The following is a 21972-nucleotide window of genomic DNA, read 5'->3' as shown; positions in this document are numbered from 1 at the left end:
TTTTCTATGCTATAATTCACCGATGACGACGGGATAAAAAAGATGTTTCTAGCGATCGAGAATTTCTATCAGTCCTTTTTGTCCGTCTATCCGAACGAGTTGATCATTTTTTAGAATTTCTGTTGCATGATGAACATCCATTACAGCCGGGATACCATATTCTCTGGCAATAATCGCCCCATGTGATAAACGTCCGCCGACTTCTGCAATAATGCCACCTGCACGAGATAAGATGGCACTCCATCCCGAATCGGTATAAGGTACTACTAAAATGGTCTGTGCATCAATGTTCGGTAGATTCTGTAAGGTTTTCACAATTTTGATTATTCCGATTTTTTGACCTGGACTTGCACCAATTCCTTGTAATTTACTCCGAGATGAGATGTTATAAATGAATGGTTTGTTTGTGAGATTTGGCTTTCCATATACGACATAGGGAACTTGAGTTAGGTCTTTATTTTGTTGAAATTCCTGTCGTCGTTGTTGGATTAAATCAGCAAAATTGTGGTTAACTTGAGTTAATTTCTCAATTTCGTCATATTTTAGAAAAAAGATATCACCCGTTTGATTTAAGCGTCCTGAGATCATCAAATTTTCTTCTAATGCGACAAAATGCCAACGTAAATAAGATAATAATTTAGAATAAATTTCTGTAGTTTGATTTTTGAGATTAAGTCGTTTTTGTAGCCAGAGTGTCGGCCAAGATGAAGTAGATAAATCATCTGATGACTTAGTGGCAAAAAATGGCTGACTAGAGAAAAGAAACTGAAAAAATAATTCTTTGACGGGTCGTTGCTCTTCACTCCAACGAGGTACGGCTATATCGGTTCCCACTTCTCCTAAATAGCCATAGCACTCTAACCATTTTTGAAATCGATTTAGAATATTTTTTCCTTCGCTTACTTCTGATAAATGAGCAAATAGGGCGGCAAAATTATCCGCTTTGATGGTTTGGATGGGGAGTAAATGACCTAATTCTTCTGCTAAGGCGGCAAGCGATCGCACTGATGCTACTTCTGGAGCGGCGGAATTATCTAAGTCTTCAAATGGGACTTTTAAGATCGCTTGTCTAATGGCAAAACTTAAGGGAGTTAGGATACTATAATAGGTGGCTTTTTTTAGGACTAATAATATTTGTTCGATTTGATTTAATATTTTTTTGCTTGACAAATTAGTTAAATTATGTATTTCTATTTCTTGAAGTGTTGGTATAAAATAATGTTGTTTATCTTGCTCAAAATCTTTTTCTAATTGCCATTCTCGCTGGGCTAAACGCAATAATCCAGGTAGATTTATAAGAGTCGAAAAAACCGAGGGTTTAGATAATTTCGCGCCTCTGGTTAAAAATTCCAAACTCTCTGGCGGCAGTCCCATTCGTTGAAAAATTGTATTTAGTAAACTGGCATTAAAATAAGCTCTTTGAAAGTGAAGTGTTGCGGTTTGATTAAAGTCTAAATCTTGCGCCCGTTTTCCTAAAACAAGTTGGAAAATATCGCCCCAAACCCCGCAAGTCAAAGGTTGATTTATTGACCAAGTAAGAGGATGAATCACACCAGGGATAACTTCTGCGGCTATTTTGCGTGTCCAAATTGGGTGTAAATTGGTGATTGCACGAGACTGAAGTAACCAAATTGTTTGACCATCATAAGTCCATTCTATATCTTGTGGTTTTCCTTGATATAAGTCTTCTAGTTGTCGAGAAAGTATAGCAACTTGTTTAATTAAATGAAGCGGGACATCTCCTTCGCCTAATATATTAACTTCTATTTCATCTAAATTATTTTCTTTAAGATCACTGACTTCTATTTGATATCGTTCTGGGGTGACTTTTCCTGAAACCACTAGAGACGCATCACCGGGTAAAGCTTCAATCACAACATTAGTATTGAGTTGCTCGACAGGATCTCGACTAAAGGCAACTCCAGAAAAAACGCCTTTAATTTGTTTTTGAATGAGGACTGTCATTGATGTATCTTTTTGTTGTCGATCTTGGCGATATCTAATAGCAGTAGGACTATTATATGAGTTTTGACAAGCTAAAATGGCTGATTCTAATTCTTCTTTATTGGTAATGTTTAAAATACTTATATATTGTCCCGCAGCCGAGGCGTTTTCTGAATCTTCACCAATGGCTGATGAGCGTACGGCTAACGGTTCAGTGATGCTAGGATTTAAGAAAGAAATGAGCGATTGTATGTCGTCTCCTGCGGGTAATACCCATCCATCAGGAATAGCATAACCCAAACGTTTTAGATGAGATAAAGTAGCGGCTTTTTGTCCGACTTTTTGGGGTTTTAAAGAATCATTTAAAGATAGGATAGCTTGCTCACCACGAAAAAAACGAAACATTTTTTTAGATTCTGGGTTAACATTTGTTTGGGATAAGTCTAGATCATCTGGTATTTTTTGATAAATTCCCGCTAGTAACGCAGCAAGTGCGATCGCGCCAATGATATATTCTGGTTGGTTGGCATGACGCAGGGTTAAAATGAGGGCTAACAAAAACAAAACGACTAATTTTCCTGACTTGCGATCGCGGAACAAGGTAAAACTAATTAAACTCAAAACTAGCGTTAAACTTCCCCCTATTGGATCGTGTACCATAACGCCCCAAAAAACATTTGTTGTTCCGGCACCTTTTCCCCACCAGTAACGTCCTAAGACTAAAGCACATAAGGCGAATAATTCCCAAACAGAACCAGAGGGAAAAAAGACTCGCGTTAATAATATTGTTAAAATTCCTTTTGCTGCTTCTGAAACTACGGCGAAAATTCCAGCAAGTTGACCGCCATGATAAAATGCAGCCGATACAGAAATATTTCTCGTTCCTATTTTAGATAAACGTTTTCTACTTAGTCCGTAGGTTATCCAGTCAATGAGGGGAAGTCCCCCCAACAACGGACAGATGATTAAGATGATCAGTAAACCCCAAACTTGTGACATTGAGCGATCGTAATAAAGTTCATGTTTTGAATATAACAGTTAGTACAATTATTTAAGGCATATTGACAAATCAGATCAGGAGATTCTTTATGACCTACACGCCCCAAAAACTAATGACTTTTGAGGAATTTTTGAGACATTATGGGAATGAGTCAGACTATGAATTGGCTGATGGAGAATTAATTAATATGGAACCAACGGGACCCCATGAGACAGTTAGTGGTAAACTAGCAACTCAAATTGGTATTGCTCTAATAAAGGAACAAAAGCCCTGGTTTATCCCTCGTACTTGTTTGATTCGTCCTTTTGCTGAAATAGCTACCGCCCGTCGTCCTGATATTATTGTTCTTGATGAAACTGTTCTCGTTTTAGAACCTCTATGGGAAAAAGAACCTGTGATCACTTCGGGACAATCTATTAAATTAGTTGTTGAGGTGGTGAGTACTAATTGGGAGACTGATTATGCTCGAAAAGTTGAAGAATATGCTTTATTGGGGATTCCTGAATATTGGATTGTTGATTATCGGGGTTTAGGTGGTGTTGCCTTTATCGGAAAGCCAAAACAACCTACTTTCACAGTCTGTCAGCTAGTTGATGAAGAATATCAGCAACAACAATATCGTTTAGGAGAACAAATTTACTCTCCTCTTTTCCCTAATCTCCAACTCTGTTTACTGGATATTTTGCCTCGTTGAGCAAATCTGATTAATTCAATATATCTGACCCTAGCATTCTCTGATATCGATCGTCTAATTCTCTTTTTAATGAGGGAGAATATTTTAAAGTTGGATCTTGTAACATGATTTTTTCGGCTGCGTCTCTGGCTAAGGTTAAAACCTCCTGATCTTCGACTAAACTAGCTAAAGCAAAGTCTGGTAAACCTGACTGTCGTGTACCTAAAACTTGTCCGGGCCCTCTAAAACGCATATCCATCTCGGAGATAAAAAAGCCATCTTGTGACTGTTCTAATACACTCAGTCGTTGACGTGCATCGGTTGTTTTACTACTACTCATCAACAAACAATGAGACTGATGTGATCCTCGTCCAACTCTTCCCCGTAACTGATGTAATTGGGATAAGCCGAAACGTTCTGCATTTTCGATTAACATAACGGTAGCATTGGGAACATCGACCCCAACTTCAATAACGGTTGTTGAGACAATTATCTGAGTTTGGTTATCTCGGAAGGCGTTTAGGGCTGTTTCTTTTTCGGCTGAACTCATGCGACCATGTAATAAACCCACCTGAAAGTCTGGGAAAATCACTTCAGAAAGTCGTTGATGTTCTTCTACTGCAGCCCGTAGATCGAGTTTTTCGGATTCTTCGATCATGGGAAATATTATATAAGCTTGTCTACCCTGGGCAATTTCTCGACGAATGAGATCATAAGCTTGTGTTCGTTGTTGTCCAGTTAAGGCGACGGTTTGAATGGGTTGTCGTCCGGGGGGCAATTCATCGATCTGGCTCACATCTAAATCGCCGTGTAGGGTTAATGCGAGGGTTCGGGGTATGGGGGTAGCGGTCATGCTGAGGACGTGGGGAGATTCGCCTTTAGATAGTAGTCTAGCCCGTTGTTGAACGCCAAAGCGATGTTGTTCATCGATGACGACTAAACCTAATTTTCTAAAGTTGACGGGATCTTGGATGAGTGCGTGTGTACCAATTAGTAGGGGAAGTTCTCCGGTGTCGAGTTGGGCGTGTATTTCTCTTCTTTTAGCGACTCTAGTAGAACCGGTGAGTAGTTCGATGGGCAAATGCAAGAGGTTAAACCATGTGACGAGTTTGCGGTAATGTTGTTCGGCTAAAACTTCGGTTGGTGCCATTAGTGCGGCTTGATATCCAGATTGCAGGGCGGCTAAGATGGCGTATACGGCGACGATCGTTTTGCCTGAACCGACATCCCCTTGTACTAAACGGTTCATCGAAGTAGAGGAGGATAGGTCTTTAAGAATGTCCTGAATGACCCTTTTTTGGGCGTTAGTAAGGCTGAAAGGGATAATTTTGTTAAATTGCTCGATGAGTTGTCCTCTGGGGTTAAAGCTTGCGCTGGTTTGATTTTGTTGGAGTTTGTGGCGACGTTGCAGAAAACCGAGTTGTAGGAAGAAGAATTCATCGAAGACTAACCGTCGTCTCGCATGGGCTAAAAGGTTGGAATTGTCGGGATAATGGATATTAGCGATCGCTTCTTTTAAACTAATTAATCCATAAATATTTTTTAGATCATTGGGTAAGGGATCTTTAATTTGATTGATTGCGGTTAATGCTTCTACAACGGTTTTTCTGATTAAATCAGCCGCGATGCCTTCTGTTAAGGGATATACGGGCAAAACACGACCAATTTTTATGGATTCAATTTGCGAGCCTGAACTGTCTAGGATTTCGATTTCTGGATTATCTAAGGTTACCCCATATTTACTTTTTTTGACTAATCCGGATGCGGCAATTGTAGCACCAGGCGGATAAAATCTTTTTTGTCTTTCTTGCCATCCTTTATTGTTATAACGTGTTCCTGCATAAAAGCGATTGAGTTTTATTTGTCCAGTCGGATCGCTTAAAACGATTTCAAATATGGTTAATTTGGTGTTTTTTGGACTGGTAAAACAGTTACATCTTTTGACGGTTCCGACTAAGGTTACGGTTTCTCCTGCTTCTAGATTTTTGATATAAACTTGACGGCTATAATCTATATGATCACGCGGAAAATAAAATAGAATATCTTTAACGGTTTTGAGTCCAAGTCGTTCAACGAGATCTTGTCCTTTTCTTTCTCCCACTGCTGTCAGACTTTTTAATGATTGATCTAAGGTAAGAGGGCGAGTATTATTAGCGGTTTCTGTGACAGGAATAGTCTTAGGAATTTTCGGTTGTGGCGGTTCTGGAGGATTTTCTAAGGTTTGTTTAAGTTCTTGTAAAAATTGTCGGGTTTCTCTTACTAATTCTTGGCGTTGTGTGGTGATTAATTCTGGATAACGTGAAAATTTTATAGCTAAATCTAACCATTTTCGACGCGCCTCTAAAGATGTACCAAAAGGAGGTGATTGACCAAAACTAAGACACATAAACTCACTGAAGCGATATTGATTTCCTTGTAAGTTTGTAAATCCTTTTTCCGCTTCTATTGATAGGGCTTTTTGTAGTCTAATCCAGTCGATTTGTTCCTCTTTCATATTTTTTAGTTTAACATCGATTTAGTTTAATCATACCAAGAAGAACGCCAAGCTGTTTCGGCTTCTGCGATCGCGCATTCTTTTTCTTTTTTCTGATACTGTTTTTTGAGTTGATTAATTTGTTCTAGTATCTGACGAATTTGTTTTCTTTGTAATGTCAATATTGGCTCTGTAAATTCAATTTCATGTAATCTTAAATGAATTGCAACTAATTTTGTTACTTGAGCCTGAGTCATTGGTACTTCTATATTTTCGGCATCATTTCCTTTATTTCCCGTTTCAATTATAACATCTAATAAATTGGGTTGTCCGCCTGTTGGGTGTTCTGGTGTTTCGGCTTTAATTGCCATTTCTAAAACTTGTTTTGGTAATTGATTGGGTAAAATTTTATATTTTTGTAAATTATTATTAATCTCCATCGAAAGAGTATCTAAAACTTGAGTAATTCCTTTTTCTATGTGTTTAGTCCATTCGATTAATTCATCAGGTTTTTTAATATTACTAAAAGTATCGGAATTTTCTAGCATTATTTCTTCTTCTGTTTCTAAGGGCGTGACTTCTTCTTCTGTAGGTGCAATACCAAGTAACATTTCTTCTAGTATATTAATCGGTTGTTCTTGATGTTTTTTGTGCTTTTTATTTAATAATTCGATTAATTTATCTATAGTTGTTTTGCCAATTGTTTTAATTTGTTCTTGTAGTTTTTGGCGTTGACTGTAAGAAAGATTAATAAATTCTTGAGGATATTTCTGTGTACAAATTTGATAACTCGCCAAGATTAATTGTTTATACACTGACTGACTTAATGACTCTAAATAAGTCTGATAATAATTTCGTAATATTTGGGCTTGCTGAGTTGTATTTTCTTCTAAAGCGGCTAATTCTTGTTTTTTTTGATGTAGTCTTCCAGTCATATCAGTAATTATTTTACGATAATAATAGTATAAATGAACTTATTCAATAAGTAAATATAATAAAGCAGGGTGAGTCAGACCCACCCTACGTTTAATTATTTAAGATTAGCAATTATTTTTTCTTTTTAGAAGATTTTGCCTCTTTTTTTTCTTCTTTTACATCTGGTGAAGGGGTTTCAGCCGGCTTTTCTTCAACTTTTTGACCCATTTGGGCGGCAACTTCATCAGCAAAGTTGACTTCTTGCTTTTCAATACCTTCCCCTAGGACAAAACGAACAAAACGGCGTACCTGAATATTTTCGCCAATTGTTGCAATGGTTTGTTTAATCAACTCTTCTACCGTAATGTTTTGATCCCGAATATAAGGTTGATCTAACAATGACAGTTCTTTGAGACGCTTGTCAATTCGACCTTGTACAATTTTTTCCCTAATATTTTCGGGTTTGTTGCCCAAGTCGTCCCGTCCCATTTCGATGTCTTTTTCTTTTTGAATGATGGTTTCAGGAATATCCGCAACCTTAATGTATTCTACATTCGGACAAGCGGCAATTTGCATCGCAATGTTACCAACGAGATCTTTAAACTCATCACGTCGGGCGACAAAGTCGGTTTCACAGTTGACTTCAACTAATACACCAATTCGACTACCCGTATGGATGTACTGGCCGATCATTCCTTCGGCGGTTGTCCGACCTGCTTTTTTTTCTGCGGAGGTAATGCCTTTTTGTCGTAGCCATTCGACTGCTTTAGACATATCACCGTCATTTTCTGCTAACGCCTTTTTGCAGTCCATCATTCCGGCGCCAGTTTTTTCGCGTAGTTCTTTGACCAGTTTTGCCGATATTTCCGCCATGTTGATTTAATCCTAATCTAGATTCGTTTTTAAAGGAGGGTGTGACTGTTTCCCCTCCGTTTATGATTGTCTTATTTATCGTTTTCTTCGTCAGTGTAGCCAGATGCCCAGTCGGGAATTTCTTCGGAGAAGTCATCTTCTATCTCATCGAGTTCATCCTCAAATTCTTCGTACTCATCCTCACCTTCAAGTTTACCGTGACGACCTTCATGTATCGCGTCGGCTAACTTACCAATGATGAGTTTAATTGACCGAATTGCATCATCATTCGCTGGAATCGGAATATCTACGGCATCGGGGTCACAATTGGTATCTAATAAAGATACGATCGGTATTCCCAACTTTTGACATTCTTTGATGGCGTTGTATTCCCGTCTTAAGTCAACAATTACGGCAATATCGGGTAAGCGGCGCATGGTTTTGATTCCGCCTAGATATTTTTGTAGTTTGCTGAGTTCTCGACGTAATACTGCTCCTTCTTTTTTCGGGCGTTTTTCGATCGCTCCACTGTTTTCGAGTTCTTCGAGTTCTTTGAGTCTTTCAACCCGTCCTCTGATGGTTTCCCAGTTAGTTAGCATTCCCCCTAACCAACGTTGGTTAATGAAGTTAGAACCGCAGCGTAAGGCTTCTTGTGCAACGATTCCGGCTGCTTGTCTTTTGGTTCCAATGAATAAAAACCGCTTGCCTTGTTCTGATGCTTTACGCACATAGTCATAAGCTTCTTCCATCAGTTCGGCTGTTTGTACGAGGTCAATTATATGTACCCCGTTTCTAGCAGTATATATGTACTGTGACATTTTGGGATTCCAACGGCGCGTCTGATGGCCGAAGTGAACGCCTGATTCTAACAGTTCAGCAAGTGTAACAACTGGCATATTTTTGATTTACTCCGATTCGGGTTTAGCTTCCATTCAGGGGGATTTCTTGGTGAGAGAAACACCCGAATTCCTAAATGTGCATTTTTTCACAATTTTACTAATATAACATTTTGGGGGGATTAATGCAATTAATTAGAGGACATTTACAAAGTGAATCTAAAAATGAGCGATCGCCTACTACAACCGTAAATTTTTTCGTTTTGTTGTAAAAAACTTGGCTCTTTTGCTATATTTGTGTACACAGTGATCCATAATTAGGAAAGAGAAAAAGTCTATGCTCGAAAAAGTAGGAATTCGTGAATTTAGGGATCATCTCGCTAAATATTTGAATACTGCCTCCCCTGTTGCTGTGATGCGTCACGGTCAGACGGTTGGCTATTTTTTACCTGCTCAACAAGAACCAGCCGAAGCAGAAATTGAGGGGTTAAAACGTGCCGCTTTGAAGCTAGATGCGCTTTTACAAGAGAAAGGACTTACTGAAGATCTTCTTGTTGAAGAATTTCGTCAACTTCGAGAACAAGAACGGTAAGCCTTTCCATGCCAATAACAAAAAGAATTGTTCTGGATGCTAACATCTTGATTCGTGCCGTCTTGGGAAAAAATTCAAAAACGTAACCTACCAACCGAAGATGTGCTAGAAGTACTAGAAAGGCTAACCTGTTTTGTTCAACTGGTCGATAGTAGTCTGTATAGTTTGTACGAACAAGAAGCCAAACAACGCATTGCTGTGCGCGATGTCGATGATTGGTCAGTTGTGGCAGTAGCTTTGATGTTAGAGTGTCCGATCTGGACTGAAGATACAGACTTTTTTGGTACAGGTATAGCAACTTGGACAAGCGATCGGGTTTACCTGTATCTCGGTCAATAAAATTCCATATCCCCCATCTAACTCCTAGTTGATCTTCAATAAGCTTTTGCTTTTTTTAGGTTTAGTTTGCTGTATTAATTCCTTTTAAAACCTTTAAATCTTCTTGATCTAAGATTTCAGGAACACCACTGCGAATGAGTTCGGAAAAATCTTCGTTAGGAACCATAAAGCAAATTGCATAAAGACGACCTTTCCCAGTATTTCTAATCTCATGTATTCCCGTCGGACGAACCAGTAAGCTATCACCCGGACATAAGGGAATACTTTTACCGTCACAAATTGCTTCACCTTCCCCTTTTAGAATATAAAACATTTCTACAGCAAAGTGATGACGATGAGTTGGTGTACTTCCACCAGGATCAAAAATCTCGACGCACACAGTCAATGAGTCATCGGCTATTGTAGAATCAAAAACGATCGCTAAACGGTTTGTATCCTGTGGACTAATGCGGAAAACTTGGTAATCTTTCGGTGATTTAATCACAGGAATCATGCAATGATCGGTGGTTAGTTCAGAAGAAGTGTTCATCGTTTTTCTATTCCAGTTCGCCAAATTGCATCAGCCACTCTGCATACATCATACATCGGGGCAACATCATGTACTCTTAAGATATCAACTCCAGATGCGATCGCGCTACAACAGGCCGCAGCAGTTCCCCAAACACGTTGTTTAGGATCATTTTGATTTAAAATATAACCGATAAAACTCTTACGCGATAGTCCTGCTAAAATCGGTACATCGAGTTGACGAAATTCTTTTAAGCGTCGAATGAGTTCTAAATTTTGTTCATAATTTTTTGCAAAACCAATACCCGGATCGATAATTAAATTAGAGTGTTTAATCCCTGCTTTTAATGCTTGTTGGATTTGTTGCTCTAAAAATTGCATAATTTCGCCGACTAAATCATTATATTGGGTCAATTTTTGCATGGTTTTAGGTGTTCCTTTGATGTGCATTAAAATAATCGGAACCTCTAGCTTTGCTACTGTAGATAACATTTTTTCGTCAAAACTTGCCCCCGAAATATCATTAATTATATCGGCACCCGCTTCTATTGCTGCTTGTACGACCTCAGAACGAGTCGTATCAATTGAAATAGGATGATCACTTTTTAATCTAATAGCTTTAATAACCGGAATAACTCGATTTAATTCTTCATCTAGTGTAATTTCTTCTGAGCCTGGACGTGTAGATTGTCCGCCAATATCTAGTATATTCGCTCCTTGTTCTATTAATTTAAGTCCCTGATTAACTGCATTCTCTATTGTATTAAACTCTCCACCATCACTAAAACTATCGGGAGTTACATTCAAAATACCCATCAAGTAAGTTTGTTTTCCCCAATGAAATTCATAATTTCTAATTAATAAACTTTCCATATTATGTTTTAATACAAGTTTGCATTAATTCTTCAACACCATTAACAGGAAAAATCGGACTATTTAAAGTCTCAGAAACCTCCCTTACTGTTGTATCATCTAAAAACTTTTCCTCACCATCTTTGAGCATAACAGAAGGTAATAATATTCCATCGCCTAACTCTTTTTCTTGTAAACCTTGTATTAAATCTTGTCCAGTTAATAATCCTGTCACTGTAATTTCTTGTCCCCAATAATCACTCTTTAAAGCGACTAAATTTACGGTTAGGTTCTGCACTTTATTTAACTGCTTTACTAAAGGTTGAAAAGCAAATTCTACCGCATTCCCCACCACCCAAGTTAAACTTTTAGGATTATTTATTTTTTTCGGTAACATTGCTTTTCCCGTTTTTTGAAACTGTTTAATAAACTGACGTATTGAACCTACACCATTACCAATTTGTGGATAGTTTTCATACTCGGATTCTGCGGGCAATTCTTGACGAGCAATTAAAAACCATTCATCAGCTAACCAGACAAAATTACTCCCCATTTTTTGTTTAAATTGCTTCTGTAAAGCTTGAACTTGACTAATAACTTCTTTCGCTTTTTCTGTACTAACTGTAGTGAGTTCATTTTCAGTGGGTCGAAAACGGGTTAAACCGACTGGAACAACCGCAGCAGAAGCAACCGTTGGGATATCTTCTTGAGAAAAATTTGCTAAATCTAAAAGAGTTCTTTCTAAATGTACACCATCATTAATTTCAGGACAAACAACAACTTGAGCATGAATTTGTAAGCGTCTTTCCTTAAACCATTTGAGTTGTTCTAATAATTTTCCAGCGCGTGGATTTTTCAGTAAACGGATTCTTAAATCTGGTTCAGTCGCATGAACAGAAACATAAAGCGGAGATAACCGCATTTGTTCGATTCTTTCCCACTCCTTAGCGGTTAAATTCGTCAGGGTTAGATAACTTCCATAAAGAAAACTCAGACGATAATCATCATCTTTTAAATATAAACTATCTCTTTTTCCTGGCGGTTGTTGGTCAATAAAACAAAATGGACATTTATTATTACATTGAATCAAACCATCAAATAAAGCGTTTTCAAATTCTAAACCCAAATTCTCATCATAGTCTTTTTCAATTTCGACATGATGGGTTTTTCCTGAAGTATCAATTACCTCAAGTTCTAAAAATTCATCAGTACAAAGAAACTGATAATCAATTAAATCTCTGGGACGAATCCCATTAATTGATACAATGCTATCTCCTGCTTCAAAACCCATTTCATCGGCAATAGAATCGGGTAATATTTTAGTAATCTTTGCGGGTTGAATGGTTGCTACACTCATAGTACGTTTAAAATAGACCCTTCTTTTAAGATACCTCAAGCATAGCAACGATCGCAAAATTATATTATTTCACTCTTGAGGTAGCCAACGCCAATTTATGGCTTTAGGTAAATGATAAGTTTGATTTTTTAAAGAAGGTGCTTTATACATGACACCTGGAACGGCATATCGCCAGTTAATAGCTTGTCGTCTGGGTAATGAATTATTAATTTTGGCATGATATTCAAAGATTTGACCACGATAAATGAGTTGCATAATTTATGCTCCTTTTAATTTATTAAATTGGAAAAATTAATATTAGTTAAAAACTATATAATTTTTGATGTAAGAAACACCACGATATTTTAGTAATGTTATAGAACAGTCCTGTTGAGCAATTGTCCAAGGTGCTTGATAGCTAGTACCGCGATACTTCATTGTTTTATTTAATTGAGAAGTATTCAGAGTAAAAGAAGGATTTTTATAATTAATTTGGCGATAGCAAAGAGTCATTTTTAGTCTCCGTAAGCAAGGCTTCTTTTGATGACACTCTTAGTATCCTTTATCTTCTCAAAAAAATAAATACAGAAAAGTTCAGGACATAGCAAAAATTATGCCCAAAAAAGTTAAGGTATTATCAGAACATACTAAAGTTGGGACTAAAAAAGTTAAGGTATTGTCAGAACCTACTAACTCCAATCTTCTTGAGCATCATTCGAGTTTTTCCTGTAAACTTGACCTTTGAGGTGAATTTGGCGAGTTTTTTCAAAAAGAGTCGTTTCTGTTAATTGCCATTTATTGAGTAGTAAATCTAAATCTTTTTGGGTTTCTCTTGCACCTGGGAAATTCTGATAACGAATCCTTAAACGGGCGAGTTCTGCTAAATTATAATCTGTGGGTTCCTCTTGCAAAAGACGATTGACAATTTCTCGGTCTTTTTTTTCTTGAGGATGATTTTGATCCTGTGTTTGCTTGGGTGCGGCCATAGATCGAACAAATTAACGAGAAACCTACTAATATTATTGTACTCTGTCTTTTAGCCTTGCTGCCGTTCGTAAAATCTTACCTGCTAAAATTGCTGCACCAAACCCATTATCGATATTAACAACAGCAATACCAGTCGCACAAGAATTCAGCATGGTTAATAAAGGTGCAACACCCCCGAAACTAACACCATAACCGATACTGGTGGGAACGGCAATCACAGGACATTCAACCATTCCCGCGACGACACTCGGTAATGCACCTTCCATTCCTGCAACAACAATTAAAATATCCGAACTGGTAATTAAATCACGATGACTCAAAAGACGGTGTATTCCTGCCACTCCGACATCCCAGAGACGTTGTACTTCAAACCCGCATAATTCGGCGGTAATTGCTGCTTCTTCAGCGACTGGAATATCTGCGGTTCCTGCGGTCAATATGGAAATTATACCCTGTTGAGTGGGTATTTGGGATGATTTTAACGCACAGATTCGAGCCACAGGATAGTAAATTAAACCTGGAATTTGTTCTAATAGCTGTTGTGCGACATCTGAAGAAATGCGTGTGGCCATGACAATTGGAGCAGATTCACGCAAAGAGTGTATTATTGAAATAATTTGCTCACTCGTTTTCCCCGGTCCCCAAATGACTTCAGGAAAACCGGTTCTCAGGTGACGATGATGGTCAATTTTAGCAAAGTCTTCGACGGGTTCAAAACTTAGATGTTTGAGTTTTTCAAATGCCACATCAGGTAGTATAGCTCCTGTGGCGACGGCTTGAAGAAGATTTTGTAAGGCTTCTGGTTCTGTCATTTTATTTGAGAATGAGGGATTTTCCCCGACCCAACGGCCAAGAAATTTTGTACGCTTGTCCTACTAAATAATCTTTGGATAAAAATCCCCAAGCATGAGAATCTAAACTTGCATTACGATTATCTCCTAGAACAAAATAGGCCTGACTCGGTACTATTTCTGGTCCCCATTGATAATCTGGTGGTTCTGAGATATAGGTTTCTTCCAAGGGCTGATTATTAATATAAACGATCCCGTTCTCGATTTGTATTTTGTCTTCGGGTTTGCCAATGATGCGTTTAATGAAATAATCTCCAGCATCGGGGCTGAGTTTTTTTACTGCATCGGGCGTTTTAAAGACGACTACATCTTTTTGTTGCGGTACATAAGAAGAAGATTTTTTTACTAGCACAAAATCGCCAATTTGTAAAGTAGGTTGCATTGATTCACTGGGAATGTTAAAAAGTTGCCAACGCCCGTCTATCCAATTTGGTAGATAATTCCAAATTATACCCCATGCAAAGATTAAGCCGACCATCACTGCTACAATAGACCGATATTCACGAACACGGAATGAGGATTTTTGGGGAAAACCCAAATAAGCGTGATAAGTTGCGATCGCGGCTAATGTTGGCGATATGATTAATAAACTAGGATAAAGATCATCGAGTCTGAGAAAGATAAGAGAAGCGGTGAGAAAAATTAGCCCTAATATTGAATGATTGCCATATAATTGTCCCAAACCCGGTAAGACACGAGAGACAAAGACAGCAAACCAAGGATTTTTATTAGTACGAGGAATTTTTTCTAAGCTTTTATCGTTTTTGGCTGTATATACAGTCCAATGAGCATCTAAAATATTGGCTAAATAAATAATAATCGTTATTCCCAGAAAAATTAATCCAGTTGATGTTTGTCCATCTGGGCTTAAACATGACCATATTGCCGCAATAATAGCGATAATTTGGCAAATACTCCAGAATAAACCCTTAATAATTTTTTCACCATAGAATTGTCCTAAACCAGGAAAAAACATCGAGAAATTTACTGCTAACCAAGGATCTTTCCGATTGGTTTGTGTGGAATGGGATAATGAAGATGTCATCGTTCTCACGAAACTGTAAGCCTTATGATGTGAGGGTAGTACTATCATAGTCTTTTAATTAATTATCTGAGTAGGGAACAATCACAGTACAGTTGTGATTTTAGTTATTTTTCTCCCCTTAGCCCATAAATTCTTTCATCATCGGTGTCCGAAAACCCTTAATCTGGAAGTAATGACTTACTCTGGACTCTGATAGGGGTTGATATGGTGGCGCATCAAGAACTAAGTTTAATCCAAGCTGTTCGTAAAGAAAATATTCAGCAGGTCAAAACAATTCTCTCACAAGGGGTTGATGTGAATACTACTGATCCCCACAATACCACAGCTTTGATCTATGCTGCTCAACGAGGCGAGTTAAATATGGTTGAATCTATACTACAATTTGGAGCAAATGTCAACCACCAAAAAAAACCGCAAGGAGTCACGGCATTAATGTTAGCAGCTTCGGGTAATCATATTGCGATCGTAGATGCTTTAATTCAAGCGGGGGCGAATGTTAATCAAGTTAATAGTGATGGTAGTCATGCTTTAATGATTGCAGTGTATAAAGGTCATTCGGATATCGTACAACGTTTGTTAGATGCGGCTGCGGATGTTAATCTACAAGACAACGACGGAGATACCGCTTTAAGTTTAGCAATTCAACAAAATTATATTGCGATCGCTATCCAATTAATCCAAAAAGGCGTTAATATTGCTCAACTCTATCCAGACAATGAAACCGCTTTAACTTTAGCTGCTGAAAAAGGAAATTTTGATCTAATCTCTTATTTACTCAAAGCCGGTTGTGACGTTAATCATAGCACTTCAAGTGGTGACACAGCTTTATTGATTGCAGCTACCGAAGGACATACCGAAGTTGTTAAAATCTTATTAGAATTTGGGGCGAATCTTCATCATCAAAATCTTGAGGGAGAAACCGCATTACATTTAGCAACAGTGGAAGGACATTTATCGGTTGTTCAAATTTTATTAGAAGCGGGAATTAAAGCAACGCAAAGAAATAAATTAGGGGATACACCACTGATTTTAGCTACATTACAAGGTTATGAGGAAATTGTCAAAGAACTGTTAAAATATCAAGCTAATCCGAATGTAGAAAACCAAAGCGAAACACCCTTAACTTTAGCCATTGCTCAAGAACATTCAACCATTGTTAAAATTTTACTCGATAGCGGAGCCAATCCCAATCAATTTTACTTAGATGGTAAAACAATTTTAATGAAAGCAGCAGAATTGAATAACGCAACCATTATTCAAGATTTGTTAAATGTGGGAGCAAACATCAATCAAAAAGATAAAAATGGAGGTACAGCCTTAATGTGGGCAAGTTATCGCGGCAATTTAGAAGCGGTACAAACTCTTTTACAAACCCCTAATATTAGTCTAAACGATCGTAACCCAGGTGGTTTGACTGCACTTATGTTAGCCCAAATTCAACAATATCATGTGATCGTTAGTTTATTACAAAAAGCAGGAGCAATAGGATAATGCAACCTTTTTAGGAAAATGACTTATCAATTTACCTTTCATCCCTATCAAAAAAAATTCCGTCAACCTTTATTGACTCATCATGGTACTTGGGAAATACGAGAAGGGATTATTATCAGCTTAACCAACCATGAAGACAAAAAAGCTTTAGGAGAAATTACTACATTACCTTGGTTTGGTTCAGAAACACATCAACAAGCCTTAGAATTTTGCGATAAACTTGGACAAACCATCACCCAAGATACAATTTATAGTATTCCTCATCAATTACCAGCTTGTCAATTTGGTTTTGAGACAGCCCTAGAAAATTTAGAATTTACTGAAATACAACCTCAGAATATCAAATATAGTTATTTACTACCAACGGGGGAAAAAGCATTATATCAGTGGCAAGAAATTTATCAAGATGCGGTACAGTTTCAGACAGATATAACTTTTAAATGGAAAATCGGCGTAAAATCAATTACTGAAGAAACTCAAATATTTGAAAAATTATGTCAATGTTTACCAAGTCATGTAAAATTACGTCTGGATGCTAATGGTGGTTTAAATCTTGATGAAGCCAAAACTTGGTTATCGGTTACAGATGAATGGGGAAAAGTTGAATTTTTGGAACAACCCCTATTACCCGAACAATTTCAAACCATGTTACAGTTGAGTCAAGCTTATTCTACACCTTTAGCTTTAGATGAATCGATCGCAACCCTTCAACAATTAAAAAACTGTTATCATCAAGGATGGCGTAGTATTTTTGTGATTAAACCCGCAATAGCTGGCTCAATTTTAGAATTACGTCAACTCTTTAATCAGTATTCCATCGATGCGGTTTTTTCCTCTGTATTTGAATCCGATATTGGACGACAAAAGGCGATACAATTAGCATCAGAATTAACAAATTGCTCTCGCGCTATTGGTTTTGGTTTAAATCATTGGTTTGATTAGATAGTTGTGACGGATAGCAATAATTTGACTCAGCACTATTGACTTTTTAACCTATTTGTGGTATACGAGGTTAATTAGATAGAAATATTTAAGCACAATATAACTAAAATCCAAAACAGCCACTAGGTTTGCTATCAGCATATCGAAGGTTATAAATTTTCATCAATCAAATTAGAAGTCTGCTCAATAGAGAGAAATGTCTCTTAGAATAGAAATAGCGGAGACAATGTTTCCGTTCACTCCTCACACCACACTCCGCTCGATATTGCTTCGGGCGGTTTCTTTATTATAAATTTCAGCTTTTGAATAAGCCAAAACAAGATTTTTTCTAACACATTGCTTTAAAAATAGCAACAGTTTTTTAAAATTATATACATTTTTGGTTCAAATCAACTAAGTTTTTGCTATGGAAGAAAGCTTAATACTAACAAGACTCTTGTCGGGTTCTTTTTGTGCCACGACAAATTAGAAAAAAGTTAATAAGTGATTTTACTCATTATTACTGTATAGTATACCGTAACTTTTGTTAGACTAGACACTTAAAGACAGTATTTTGTCCTATCTGTATCGGTTATGCAAAAAGTTTCGTTGTTGATTTTAATAAGTATTTTAGGATTTTTGAGCGGAAATCAAACCATATCTGCCCAAAGTTCAACACCTCGGTCTTCTTTTGACGATTATCGTAAAGAATGTTTACAACAAGCCACACAACAAGGTTTAGCCACAGACTCCGCTAATGATCTTTGTAATTGTACAATGACGAAAATTCGATCGCAATATACAATTCAACAATTTCAAACTCTAGTACAAAAATCGAAAACTGATAGAGCAACGGCACAAAGATTAAGTTCTATTGGCGAATCATGTCTAGATTCCGTTCTTTATGAATAAATTCTAAAATTTCTGCAACATAAGTTTATTATAGGGGTGTGGAATGCACTGCACGCCGTTTCACAGGATTTTAAATCCTGTGAGCGGTGCAGTTTGGTCTTCAAACCCTTTTAATATGAAAAACAATTTTAGAGAACAGTTTAATCTTTCTCGAATCGCTATTCGTCATCCTCGTTTAACAATCGCATTTTGGCTAGGTATAGCCGTAGCAGGACTTTTAGCCTTTAGTTCGCTTAAATATGGGTTATTTCCTGAAATCACTTTCCCAGTGGTTGTTGTCAACGCACAAAACCCTATAGAAACTGCGCTCGAAACCGAAACGAAACTAACTCAGCCTTTAGAAACAACATTAAATAACATCGAAACAGTTAGAGATGTTTCATCAATGACCTACCCTGGGCGGGCTGTTGTTAATGTTTTATTTGATATTGGAGATAATTTAGAAACATCGACAGAAATCGTTAAACAAAAATTATCACAAATTTCTTTACCACCTAATACGACTTATGACGTGATACCTGTTAATCTCAATGAATCACCTGTCATTAGTTACGCTCTCTTGAGTGAGACAAAAAGTTTAGATGAACTTAGCCAAATTGCTAAAACGACTATTATTCCACAACTTCAGAGTTTATATGGCGTTTTAAAGGTTAATCTTTTAGGTGATGCTTCGATTTCGACCGAACAATCTTCAACAATTAAAACACAATTTCCCACTTTAGTTCGTTTCAATCAGCAAAATTCCCTCGCTTTACAGGTAATTAAAACCAGTCAAGCAAATACTTTAGAAGTTGTCAGTCAAGTTGAAAAAGCCATCCAAACTCTACAACCGCAATTAAAAGAAATTCAATTAACTTTAGCCGAAACTCAAGCGGGTTTTATCCGAGAAGCAACCCAAGCAACTATTGAAGATTTAATCTTAGCAATTATACTTTCTATCTTAATCGTTTTTCCGTTTTTACGCAGTTTTAGCGCCACCTTAATTACTGCTTTAGCCATTCCCTTGTCTTTACTAGGAACTTGTATTGTCATGGCGATTTTTGGCTTTAATTTAGAAACCATTACCCTACTTGCTTTAACCCTAGTTATTGGTATTGTTATTGATGATGCAATTGTTGATGTCGAAAACATTTCGCGTCATATTGAAGAAGGATATAGCCCAAAAGAAGCGGCAAAAGTAGGAACAGATGAAATTGGTTTATCGGTGACTGCTTCTACTATTACGATAGCTGCGGTATTTATTCCTGTTGCTTTTATGGGTGGTGCCATTGGAAAATTCTTTAAACCCTTTGGTATTACTGTTTCTGCTGCTGTTTTAATTTCTCTATTTGTTGCGCGAACACTTTCACCTGTTTTAGCCGTTTATTGGTTAAAACGTCGAAATAATACGAATCAAAATCATGAACAAAATTGGGCGATCGGGCAAAAATATCGTAATCTATTAAGATGGTCACTTCATCATCGAAAAATCGTCATCGGATTAGCCATTCTTAGTTTTATTATCGGTGTTGGTTTAATTCCTCTAATACCTAAAGGATTTATGCCACAATTAGATAGAGGTGAATTTAATGTCGTTTATACAGTACCTTTACCCAAACTGTCAGTCATCCCAAAACCTGAAAATACGACTAATTCCCAATCTCCGAATAGCGGCGCGTTTAACTGGATTTCTGATCTAGCAAAATCCCCAGAAAGAATACTTTTAAGACGTACTCAACGCATCGGAGAAAGAATAGAGGAAACTGTTTTAAAATCTCCTGATGTCGAATATGTTTTCACTGTAGCAGGAATTCAAGGAACACCAAATAAAGGCAAACTTTACGTTACATTAAAACACGAACGTCAGCTAACAACCGCCCAAGTACAAGAACAAGTCCGCCAAAATTTACCTCAATTAAAAGGAGTTACAGTTAGTGTAGAAGATATCCCATTTGTGCAAACAGAAGCTGAAAAACCTCTACAAATCGCCCTCAGAGGACAAGATTTAACAACATTGTATCAAAGTGCAGAAAAGCTAAAAAATAAGATTTCTCAGTTACCAGGGTTTGAAGATGTCGAGTTATCGAGTCAACTCAGTGAGACAGGAGAAATTGTTCAAATAGAAAGACTTAGTGGAGAAAATACCGTTTATTTAGGAGCGAATTTAAGTCAGGGAAAAGGGTTAGAAGATGCTACACAAATCGTCGAAGATACGGCTAAATCTATTTTACCTGCTGAGATTACTTTAAAACGTTGGGGAAGTTCATCACAAAGTTATGATGTTCTTACCAGTTTTGGAAGAACTTTAAGCTTATCTATTTTAATTATGCTATTGGTTCTTTTTGCATTATTTGGTAGACTTCTAGAACCGATTGTCGTTGGTTTATCATTGCCTTTATCTGTTGTTGGTGCTATGCTCGGATTATTAATAACTCAGAGTGCTTTCGGAATTATTTCTTTAATTGGCTTAATTTTTTTAGTCGGTTTACTCGATAAAAATGCAGTCTTACTACTAGATTATATTAATCAACTTAGACGGAAAGGTATGAATCGAGAAGAGGCAATTTTAGAAACAGGTTTTGTGCGTCTTCGTCCTATTATTATGACAACTGCATCAACTATTTTAGGAATGTTACCGATTGCGTTAGGATTAGGTGCAGGAGGAGAATTAAGACAACCGATGGCTGTAGCAATTATTGGAGGTTTATTAACTTCTTCGTTATTAAGTTTAATTGTTGTACCTGTTCTTTATACAATTCTAGAAGATTTTTGGTTAAAAATAGAAGGACGTAAAACAGTATGAAAACGATATTAGAAAAATGCGACAGTGTTTTATTACATAATATTTCTTGGGAACAGTTTGAAAATATTTTAGAAAATCTTGGTCAAACTCGTAGTTCAAGAGTCGCTTATTATGAAGGAACATTAGAAATTATGACACCTTTACCTGAACATGAATATTATAAACAATCAATTGGTATTACTGTTGAAGATATAGCCGAAGTTTTAGACCGAGATTATGAATGTTATGGTTCAACCACTTGGAAAAAGAAGATTAAAGAAGCAGGATTAGAACCCGATAACTGTTTTTATTTCCAAAATGCTGCTAGAATACGAGGTAAATTAAAATTTGATTTAAGTCAAGACCCTCCACCAGATTTAGCATTAGAAATAGATATTACCAGTAAATCTTTAAATCGTTTTCCCATTTATTCTCGTTTAGGTGTTCCTGAAATTTGGAGTTATGACGAAGGAGAATTAAAAATATATTTGTTACAAGAAAATCAGTATGTAGAAGTTGAAAATAGTTTAGTTTTTCCCGAACTTCCCATCAAAGAAATATTAGTTATAATCGAAGAATATAGAACGATTAGTCGTTTAGCAATGAGAAAAGCGATTCGAGAATGGGCAAGAAATAAAATTAATAAAATACCGTAGGGGTTTGAAGACCAAACCCTCTAAAATAT

21 protein-coding genes are annotated in these 21972 nt (G+C 37.0%); 8 read left to right on the top strand and 13 right to left on the bottom strand.

The window, feature by feature from the left end; genetic code table 11:
• Positions 1-48: 48 nt before the first annotated feature.
• A complete protein-coding gene (locus C7H19_RS06345; protein WP_106456053.1) occupies positions 49-2943 on the bottom strand; it encodes a glycerol-3-phosphate acyltransferase in 2895 nt (964 codons plus the stop codon).
• Positions 2944-3032: 89 nt separating this feature from the next.
• Between C7H19_RS06345 and C7H19_RS06340 the strand changes: the two genes are divergently transcribed.
• The gene (locus C7H19_RS06340; protein WP_106456052.1) at positions 3033-3638 is read left to right on the top strand and encodes a Uma2 family endonuclease; all 606 of its coding nucleotides are present in this window, start codon (positions 3033-3035) and stop codon (positions 3636-3638) included.
• Between the two features lie 10 nt (positions 3639-3648).
• Here the strand turns inward: C7H19_RS06340 and recG are convergent, their stop codons facing one another.
• The 4 genes from recG to rpsB form a co-directional block, all read right to left on the bottom strand.
• On the bottom strand, positions 3649-6111 hold the full coding sequence (recG, locus tag C7H19_RS06335) for an ATP-dependent DNA helicase RecG (protein ID WP_106456051.1): 2463 nt from the start codon (positions 6109-6111) through the stop codon (positions 3649-3651).
• Between the two features lie 26 nt (positions 6112-6137).
• A complete protein-coding gene (locus C7H19_RS06330; RefSeq protein ID WP_106456050.1) occupies positions 6138-7025 on the bottom strand; it encodes a hypothetical protein in 888 nt (295 codons plus the stop codon).
• A 112-nt stretch (positions 7026-7137) separates the two neighbouring features.
• A complete protein-coding gene (gene tsf / locus C7H19_RS06325; RefSeq protein WP_106456049.1) occupies positions 7138-7878 on the bottom strand; it encodes a translation elongation factor Ts in 741 nt (246 codons plus the stop codon).
• 71 nt (positions 7879-7949) lie between these two features.
• Positions 7950-8753, bottom strand: a complete 804-nt coding sequence (gene rpsB, locus C7H19_RS06320; protein WP_106456048.1) for a 30S ribosomal protein S2 — start codon at positions 8751-8753, stop codon at positions 7950-7952.
• Between the two features lie 277 nt (positions 8754-9030).
• Between rpsB and C7H19_RS06315 the strand changes: the two genes are divergently transcribed.
• Together C7H19_RS06315 and C7H19_RS06310 are read left to right on the top strand one after the other, a co-directional pair.
• Positions 9031-9285: a prevent-host-death protein gene (locus C7H19_RS06315; RefSeq protein WP_106456047.1), complete on the top strand. Its 255-nt coding sequence runs from the start codon at positions 9031-9033 to the stop codon at positions 9283-9285.
• Positions 9286-9339: 54 nt separating this feature from the next.
• Positions 9340-9624: a PIN domain-containing protein gene (locus tag C7H19_RS06310; RefSeq protein ID WP_245927344.1), complete on the top strand. Its 285-nt coding sequence runs from the start codon at positions 9340-9342 to the stop codon at positions 9622-9624.
• A 61-nt stretch (positions 9625-9685) separates the two neighbouring features.
• Here the strand turns inward: C7H19_RS06310 and C7H19_RS06305 are convergent, their stop codons facing one another.
• The 8 genes from C7H19_RS06305 to lepB form a co-directional block, all read right to left on the bottom strand.
• Positions 9686-10153, bottom strand: a complete 468-nt coding sequence (locus C7H19_RS06305; protein ID WP_106456046.1) for a cupin domain-containing protein — start codon at positions 10151-10153, stop codon at positions 9686-9688.
• Positions 10150-11004 carry a dihydropteroate synthase gene (folP, locus tag C7H19_RS06300; protein ID WP_106456045.1) on the bottom strand — a complete coding sequence of 285 codons (855 nt, stop codon included), beginning with the start codon at positions 11002-11004 and terminating at the stop codon, positions 10150-10152. Before folP ends, C7H19_RS06305 begins: the two co-directional genes overlap by 4 nt.
• 1 nt (position 11005) lies before the next feature.
• Complete coding sequence (locus C7H19_RS06295; protein ID WP_106456044.1) at positions 11006-12340, bottom strand: TIGR03279 family radical SAM protein; 1335 nt, start codon at positions 12338-12340, stop codon at positions 11006-11008.
• Positions 12341-12409: 69 nt separating this feature from the next.
• Positions 12410-12595, bottom strand: a complete 186-nt coding sequence (locus C7H19_RS06290; protein WP_106456043.1) for a hypothetical protein — start codon at positions 12593-12595, stop codon at positions 12410-12412.
• 42 nt (positions 12596-12637) lie between these two features.
• Positions 12638-12832 (bottom strand): DUF4278 domain-containing protein, encoded by a 195-nt coding sequence (locus C7H19_RS06285; protein WP_106456042.1) that lies wholly within the window; start codon positions 12830-12832, stop codon positions 12638-12640.
• A gap of 176 nt (positions 12833-13008) precedes the next feature.
• The gene (locus C7H19_RS06280; RefSeq protein WP_106456041.1) at positions 13009-13305 is read right to left on the bottom strand and encodes a DUF3288 family protein; all 297 of its coding nucleotides are present in this window, start codon (positions 13303-13305) and stop codon (positions 13009-13011) included.
• A gap of 33 nt (positions 13306-13338) precedes the next feature.
• Complete coding sequence (gene larB / locus C7H19_RS06275; protein WP_106456040.1) at positions 13339-14118, bottom strand: nickel pincer cofactor biosynthesis protein LarB; 780 nt, start codon at positions 14116-14118, stop codon at positions 13339-13341.
• Between the two features lies 1 nt (position 14119).
• Positions 14120-15202 carry a signal peptidase I gene (gene lepB / locus C7H19_RS06270; protein WP_245927342.1) on the bottom strand — a complete coding sequence of 361 codons (1083 nt, stop codon included), beginning with the start codon at positions 15200-15202 and terminating at the stop codon, positions 14120-14122.
• A 204-nt stretch (positions 15203-15406) separates the two neighbouring features.
• On the opposite strand from lepB, the gene C7H19_RS06265 reads away from it, so the two are divergent.
• The 5 genes from C7H19_RS06265 to C7H19_RS06245 all read left to right on the top strand — a co-directional run bounded on the left by C7H19_RS06265 (position 15407) and on the right by C7H19_RS06245 (position 21943).
• On the top strand, positions 15407-16693 hold the full coding sequence (locus tag C7H19_RS06265; RefSeq protein WP_106456039.1) for an ankyrin repeat domain-containing protein: 1287 nt from the start codon (positions 15407-15409) through the stop codon (positions 16691-16693).
• A gap of 18 nt (positions 16694-16711) precedes the next feature.
• On the top strand, positions 16712-17635 hold the full coding sequence (locus tag C7H19_RS06260) for an o-succinylbenzoate synthase (protein WP_106456038.1): 924 nt from the start codon (positions 16712-16714) through the stop codon (positions 17633-17635).
• Between the two features lie 573 nt (positions 17636-18208).
• On the top strand, positions 18209-18526 hold the full coding sequence (locus tag C7H19_RS06255) for a hypothetical protein (protein WP_106456037.1): 318 nt from the start codon (positions 18209-18211) through the stop codon (positions 18524-18526).
• A 115-nt stretch (positions 18527-18641) separates the two neighbouring features.
• Positions 18642-21308 (top strand): efflux RND transporter permease subunit, encoded by a 2667-nt coding sequence (locus C7H19_RS06250; protein WP_106456230.1) that lies wholly within the window; start codon positions 18642-18644, stop codon positions 21306-21308.
• Complete coding sequence (locus C7H19_RS06245; RefSeq protein WP_106456036.1) at positions 21305-21943, top strand: Uma2 family endonuclease; 639 nt, start codon at positions 21305-21307, stop codon at positions 21941-21943. The genes C7H19_RS06250 and C7H19_RS06245 overlap by 4 nt, the downstream gene beginning before the upstream one ends.
• Positions 21944-21972: the final 29 nt, after the last annotated feature.

The sequence above is a fragment of the Aphanothece hegewaldii CCALA 016 genome (assembly GCF_003007785.1).
Classification (GTDB): Bacteria; Cyanobacteriota; Cyanobacteriia; order Cyanobacteriales; family Microcystaceae; genus Chroococcus; species Chroococcus hegewaldii.
The sequence above is the reverse complement of the archived record's forward strand: the minus strand, read 5'-3'. Positions and strand labels throughout refer to the sequence as shown.